Consider the following 6,293-nt stretch of genomic DNA (forward strand, 5'->3'; position numbering starts at 1 on the left):
CGGTAGATATCATCGATACTTGTAAACCTGTCCCCATTAATTTTCTACTGCCCCCGCAAGCGTCATGAATAGTTTTCTGGTGTTCGCAAGGATTTGTCAGGAAAAAAGCATATCTTTGCAAAAAATCAACATTTTGATGAGATATCTGAAGACTATCGGCAAAATGCCGGGCTGGCTTTTCCATCCCATTCGCGTAAACGCGCTGTTCTTCGCGTTCATGTATTTGCTGGGATGTCTCTGCGCATGGACCACACTACCCGACAACCGCAATGCTCATCTGTACGCAAACCTGTATCAGGAGCTCTTCTTCGACCTCTATCTCGTCTGCCTCTTGCTGACGGTCATACCGCGGAAGATACGCCGATGGGTGCGGCTGACGGTCTACATCGTTTTATACGCGGCGGCTTTGGCCGACGTCTATTGCTTTACAAAGTTCGGTTCGACGCTCAATCCGTCCATCCTTATGCTCATCGGAGAGACCAACGGCCGCGAAGCGGGCGACTTCCTGTCGTCATTGCTCTCATTCGACGTCATCTTCAGCAGTGTTGGATGGATTCTGCTACTCATCATCCTCAACCTTATTCTTTATTACCTGCCCCGCTTCAAGCGACTCATATTACCACAGATACGGCTCCACCCGGCTTTCGGGCAAGGGGCCGGTGTGCTCTGCGGCCTGCTGTTACTGTGGGGCGGCGTGAGCAGTCGGGGCAACAAAGTAGCCACCGTCAAACTGATGAGCGGCAAGACGATAGGCCAGGTGGAGCACACCCTCACCGAAAAAGACCATGCCGTGCTCTACGTGCCCATCAGCCGGCTGATTTTCAGCCTCTACGCCAATTCACTGGCCGCCCGACAGGTCGTTCAACTCATCAAGGCGGCCGATAAGGTGACGGTAGACAGTTGCTCGTTCCGTTCGCCCAACATCGTACTGATTATCGGAGAGAGCTACGGCAAGCACCACTCACAGCAGTATGGCTATTTCATGCCCACCACACCGCGCCAGGTGGAACTGGAGAAGAGCGGCCGACTGGTCAAGTTCGGCGATGTCGTCTCGTGCTGGAATCTGACGAGTTTCGTTTTCAAGAACATGCTTTCCACCCACGTCGTGGGGCAGAAAGGAGAGTGGTGCGACTATCCTCTCTTCCCCGAACTGTTCCGCAAGGCGGGCTATCAGGTGACGTTTCTCACCAACCAATTCCTCGCTAAGGCCAACCAGGCGGTGTATGACTTCAGCGGTGGTTTCTTTCTTAACAATCCGACACTGAGCAAAAAACAGTTCGATCTGCGCAATGACGAGCTCTATCCCTTCGACGACGGACTGCTCCGATGCTACGACCGCTTCCGGAAGCAAGGACGCATCAGGGACCACAGCCTTACGATATTCCATCTTTTAGGCCAGCATGTCAACTATAAGCAACGCTATCCTCACGACCGCACCTACTTCTGGGCCGGCAGCTACGAAGACAAGCGACCCGAACTGACCCACAAACAGCGCAAAGTGCTGAGCCAGTACGACAACGCCTGCCGCTACAACGACTCCATCGTAGACCAGATTGTCAGGCGTTTTGAGCGTCAAGAAGCCATCGTCATCTACATGCCCGACCATGGAGAAGAGTGCTACGAAGGCAACCGAGGCTTCATCTGCCGCAACCACAGTGCCGCCATCGATTACGATCTGGCCCGCTACGAGTTTGAAATCCCCTTCTGGATCTATTGCTCCCCAAGCTACATCCACGCCCACCCCGACATCTATAAACGGATTCTCGAGGCCCGAAACCGACCATTCATGACCGACGCGCTGCCCCATCTGCTCCTCTATCTGGCCGGTATTTACTCCCGAGACTACAACGACCGATACAATGTCATCAGCGACCAATACGACGAAAAACGCCCCCGCATACTGAAGGGCACCACCGATTATGACAAACTCCGACATCAATCAACCACTGCTCAGTAGAACCGAGTGCGACATCCTGCGCGGAATAGCCATCCTGGGCATATTCCTTCACAACTATTGCCACTGGCTCAATCCCATTGTCAAGGAGAACGAGTATCAGTTTTTCAGGCATAACGCGGACGGATTCATACGGGCTCTCACGTCGCCCGACCTGAATCTGCCCCTCCACCTGCTGTCATTCCTCGGCCATTACGGCGTACCGATCTTCCTCTTCCTCAGTGCCTACGGCTTGGAAATGAAATACGGCACCCCTCAACACCCGACAACCGACAACCGACACCCCTCCCCTCTCGCTTTCATCAGCCGGCACTATCTGAAACTTTTCAAGATGATGATAGTCGGTTTCGTCGCTTTCACGATGACAGACTATATTACCCGTGGCCCACACCACTACGCGCTCCTTGACATCGTAGCCATGCTGGGCATGTTCAACAATCTGTTACCCGATCCCGACAAGATTATCTGGCCCGGGCCTTACTGGTTTTTTGGCCTCATGCTGCAACTCTACATCGTCTATCGGCTGCTGCTCTACCGCCGCTCGTGGCGATGGACGGCCGCGTTGATGATCGTCTGCCTTGTTGTCCAACTCTTTCTCGCTCCCGAAAGCGAAGCGCTCAATCGCTATCGCTACAATTTCATGGGCGGCATGCTGCCCTTCGGCCTCGGACTGCTGTATGCCCGCTTCGGTCGCCGACTGCCCCCACAAGCCAATCTCAATCTTTTCGTGGTGTCGTCAGCACTCATCATCGTGTGCAGCCTTAACTATTATACCTGGACTTTAGTGCCCCTGTTCGTCTGTAGCGGTAGCATCGGCCTCGCCAAAATCATCACCAAGATAAGCCAAAAACCGCTTGGCAAGCAACTGAACGACTTTTTCAAGTGGATTGGTATTATCAGTCCGGCCCTCTTCGTGTGCCATCCCATCACCCGTAAGATATTCATTCCCGTCAGTCGGGGCGGCGACATCTATGCCGGACTGGCCCTCTACGTCACGGCCAGCCTCCTTCTGGCCGCCATCTGGCCGGCAATCATGAAAAGGAAAGCGAAGGAGTAGCAAAACGGCAACGAATATTTGACACTCCACATTTCACACTTCACATTATTATATATTATGCGCATCAAGGATATCGAACTCTCTAACATCTCCCGCTACCGTGGCGAACTGATGGGAGCGGCCATGCTCTTCATCATCCTTTTCCACGTGGGACTGCCCCGAGACGACCTCTTTTTCGGCTTGCGGCGCATGGGCAACATTGGTGTAGACATCTTTCTGTTTCTCAGCGGCATAGGTCTGTGGTTCAGCTGGGCCAAGAATGACGTGCGGGAAGACGGTTCGGAATCCGCTCGACAGTCTTTTTCGCGCAAATATCGGGGCTTCCTCAAGCGCCGGTTCCTGCGCATATACCCCGCGTGGCTCCTCATGGCCTCGCTCTACTATATCCCCCGCTTCCACCCTACCACGCCGATGTCGTGGCTCGATCTTGTAGGCGATATCACCGTCAACTGGGACTTCTGGCTTCATGACGAGCTCACCTTCTGGTACATTCCCGCCATCATGATGCTCTATCTCTGGTCACCGCTCTACATGGAACTCATCCGCCGCCATCCCATCTATCGCTGGCTGCCTGTCGTCATGGTCATGTGGTGCATCCTCGTACAGTGGGTGACGCCCATTCACAATCTTGTGGGCCACATCGAGATATTCTGGAGCCGTGTGCCCATCTTCTTCATCGGCGTCAACATGGGAGAAATGACACGACAAAAGAAGACCATCGACGGCACGGGTATATGGATGATACTCCTCATGTTCTCCATGGCGCTGGCCGCCAGCATCTTTCTTGAACAGACAAAGCATGGCCAGTTCCCATTGTTCATCGAACGAATGCTATACATTCCGCTCACCGTTACAACCATTCTCATGCTGAACCGCATGTTTCGACGTACTCCCGGCTGGTTCAACGCCACCTTCCGCTTCTTCGGCGGCCTGAGTCTGGAGGCCTATCTCATCCACAGCCATTTCGTACTCGATTATCTGCCGTCCCAATGGAGCTACTGGCCTACCTTCCTGGTATGCGTCATCTGCACGATGCCACCGGCCTGGTTGCTCCATCGCCTCGCGACGTTCGTGGCCGACCGCATAACCACTCATGGATAAAATACAGCGAAATCTGCTTCGAAAACATACAAAAACAAATGAAATACAACCATCAGAACAAGCTGTCCGATTGGAAACCAAACGCCCCCCAACAGCCTATGAGCGCTTGGCATGGGGCCTTGGCACTGATACGTCCCCATCAGTGGATCAAAAACTTCTTCATTTTTATCCCCATGTTCTTTGGCGGCGGACTGCTCGACACCGGCGATATTTATGCCTGTGTCGTCACATTCCTGGCTTTTAGCTTTGCCGCGTCATCCATCTACTGCTTCAACGACATCTACGACGTAGAAGCCGACCGACGCCATCCGGCCAAATGCCACCGTCCGATAGCCTCCGGTGTCATCTCAATCAAAGCCGCCTACTTGCTAATGGGATTCATGTTTGCCATCTCAATAGGCATTCTCACGATGCTGCAGCATGATTTTTGGACTGTGGGAGGCGTCATCTTTTTCTATTGGTGCATGAATCTGGGCTACTGCGTCAAACTGAAACGCTATGCTATTCTCGACGTCTGCATCGTCAGTTTCGGATTCGTACTGCGCATCATCGCCGGCGGTGAGGCCACCGACATCGTACTGAGTCGCTGGATAGTGCTCATGACCTTCCTGCTGACGCTGTTTCTGAGTTTTGCCAAAAGGCGGGACGACGTGCTCCGGATGAACGAAACGGGTGAGGCGCCACGACAGAATACCAGCCGCTACAACCTGACTTTCATCAACGAAGCCATCACCATCACGGCCAGCGTGACACTCGTTTGCTACATCATGTACACGGTAAGCCCGGAAGTCGTAGCCAATTTCCATTCCGATTACCTGTACCTCACCAGCGTCTTCGTGCTGCTCGGCCTGCTCCGCTACATCCAGTTGGCCGTGGTAGACAAGAAGAGCGGTGACCCTACCAAGGTGATTCTGCACGACCGCTTCACGCAACTCATCGTACTGGGCTGGCTCATCTCGTTCCTCTTGATTATCTATCTTATCAAGTAGCGCGCCCATGACCGATTCACGCCTGTCTTCCTAAACCGCCTAAATTCCACTATACGAATGAGAAAGATTATCCTGAGCGACTTCGACGGCACACTTACCACCCGCGACACGCTGCCGGCCTTCATCCATTATACCTGCGGCAGTCTTCGAATGGCTATCGGATTTTTGCTTTTTAGTCCCATTCTCGTCCTGATGAAGTTCAAGCTCTACCCCAATTGGAAAGCCAAACAACACCTTTTCAACTGGTTTTTCGGCGGCATGGCGCTCAACCGTTTCAACGCCCTTTGTACGAACTTTGCCTCAAAAAACAGCCGTCTGCTGCGCCCGGAAATGGTCCGTCTTCTGAAGGAAGCTCGACAAGAGGGCGCGGAGATTATCATCGTGAGCGCTTCGATAGACAATTGGGTGGCGCCGTTTTTCGATCATGACATTAGAATCGTGGGCACACAGGTTGAAACGGCAGACGGAAAGCTGACCGGCCGCTTCAAGACCGCCAACTGCTATGGGCCCGAAAAGGTGAAAAGAGTGAAGCGGCTACTGGGCGACGAGCCAAGAAGAGAACTGCTGATAACGGCCTATGGCGACAGCCGGGGCGACCGTGAAATGCTGGCTTATGCCGATCGGGCCTATCTGGTGAAGCCAAACGGTGACATAAGAACCATAAAAAACGAAGAAAAAGACACACCGCAAGACGGCGGAGCGGTATGGAAAGAAAACAAGACCTATGGCGAAATCGTTAGATTCGGTATCGTGGGCATCACGGCCACGGCTATTCAATATGGCGTTTACCTGCTCAGCCTGTCTCTCCTGGCACACGTTCTGCCTTCGACGGCCGACAACATGCTGGCTACGACAGCCAACACGATAGGCTATCTCGTCAGTTTCGCCTTCAACTTCATAGCTTCCACACGCTATACCTTCCAAGTGGAAGCCAATGCCAAACGGGAAGCCGGCTTCGCTTTGAGCCATGTGGTCAACTATTTGCTACAGACCGGCTTCCTCAATCTTTTCATTCTGCTGGGTCTGAGCAAGCAAACGGCCATGATACCGATGTTCTGCCTGTGTGTACCCATCAACTTCCTGCTGGTTCGCTTCTTCCTGAAAAGATGACAAAAGAACGTCATTCACCGTCCAAAAAATATCTACCGCACCCTGAATTATCTTTACATATACCATCAAAAAAGTGGCATTA

Annotated in this window: 5 protein-coding genes; all 5 read left to right on the top strand. The window is 52.9% G+C overall.

All coding sequences use genetic code 11. The features are described from left to right. Positions 1 to 136 precede the first annotated feature (136 nt). Positions 137 to 1,957, top strand: coding sequence for a sulfatase-like hydrolase/transferase (locus JHU38_RS12030; protein ID WP_107582401.1), 1,821 nt, complete (start codon positions 137 to 139; stop codon positions 1,955 to 1,957). Continuing rightward, on the top strand, positions 1,920 to 3,011 hold the full coding sequence (locus tag JHU38_RS12035; RefSeq protein ID WP_107582054.1) for an acyltransferase family protein: 1,092 nt from the start codon (positions 1,920 to 1,922) through the stop codon (positions 3,009 to 3,011). The genes JHU38_RS12030 and JHU38_RS12035 overlap by 38 nt, the downstream gene beginning before the upstream one ends. Before the next feature lie 57 nt (positions 3,012 to 3,068). Next, positions 3,069 to 4,112, top strand: coding sequence for an acyltransferase family protein (locus JHU38_RS12040; protein WP_107582053.1), 1,044 nt, complete (start codon positions 3,069 to 3,071; stop codon positions 4,110 to 4,112). A gap of 98 nt (positions 4,113 to 4,210) precedes the next feature. Beyond that, positions 4,211 to 5,101 (top strand): decaprenyl-phosphate phosphoribosyltransferase, encoded by an 891-nt coding sequence (locus JHU38_RS12045; protein ID WP_232369966.1) that lies wholly within the window; start codon positions 4,211 to 4,213, stop codon positions 5,099 to 5,101. A gap of 57 nt (positions 5,102 to 5,158) precedes the next feature. Beyond that, a complete protein-coding gene (locus tag JHU38_RS12050; RefSeq protein WP_107582051.1) occupies positions 5,159 to 6,211 on the top strand; it encodes an HAD-IB family hydrolase in 1,053 nt (350 codons plus the stop codon). Positions 6,212 to 6,293 lie beyond the last annotated feature (82 nt).

This window comes from Prevotella illustrans, assembly GCF_017426725.1.
Lineage (GTDB): Bacteria > Bacteroidota > Bacteroidia > Bacteroidales > Bacteroidaceae > Prevotella > Prevotella illustrans.

What these genes read in the sequence shown, in the direction of transcription:
- JHU38_RS12030 (WP_107582401.1), top strand. Translation starts at nt 137, where the DNA reads ATGAGATATCTGAAGACTATCGGCAAAATGCCGGGCTGGCTTTTCCAT.
- JHU38_RS12050 (WP_107582051.1), top strand. Translation starts at nt 5,159, where the DNA reads ATGAGAAAGATTATCCTGAGCGACTTCGACGGCACACTTACCACCCGC.
- JHU38_RS12040 (WP_107582053.1), top strand. Translation starts at nt 3,069, where the DNA reads ATGCGCATCAAGGATATCGAACTCTCTAACATCTCCCGCTACCGTGGC.
- JHU38_RS12035 (WP_107582054.1), top strand. Translation starts at nt 1,920, where the DNA reads ATGACAAACTCCGACATCAATCAACCACTGCTCAGTAGAACCGAGTGC.
- JHU38_RS12045 (WP_232369966.1), top strand. Translation starts at nt 4,211, where the DNA reads ATGAGCGCTTGGCATGGGGCCTTGGCACTGATACGTCCCCATCAGTGG.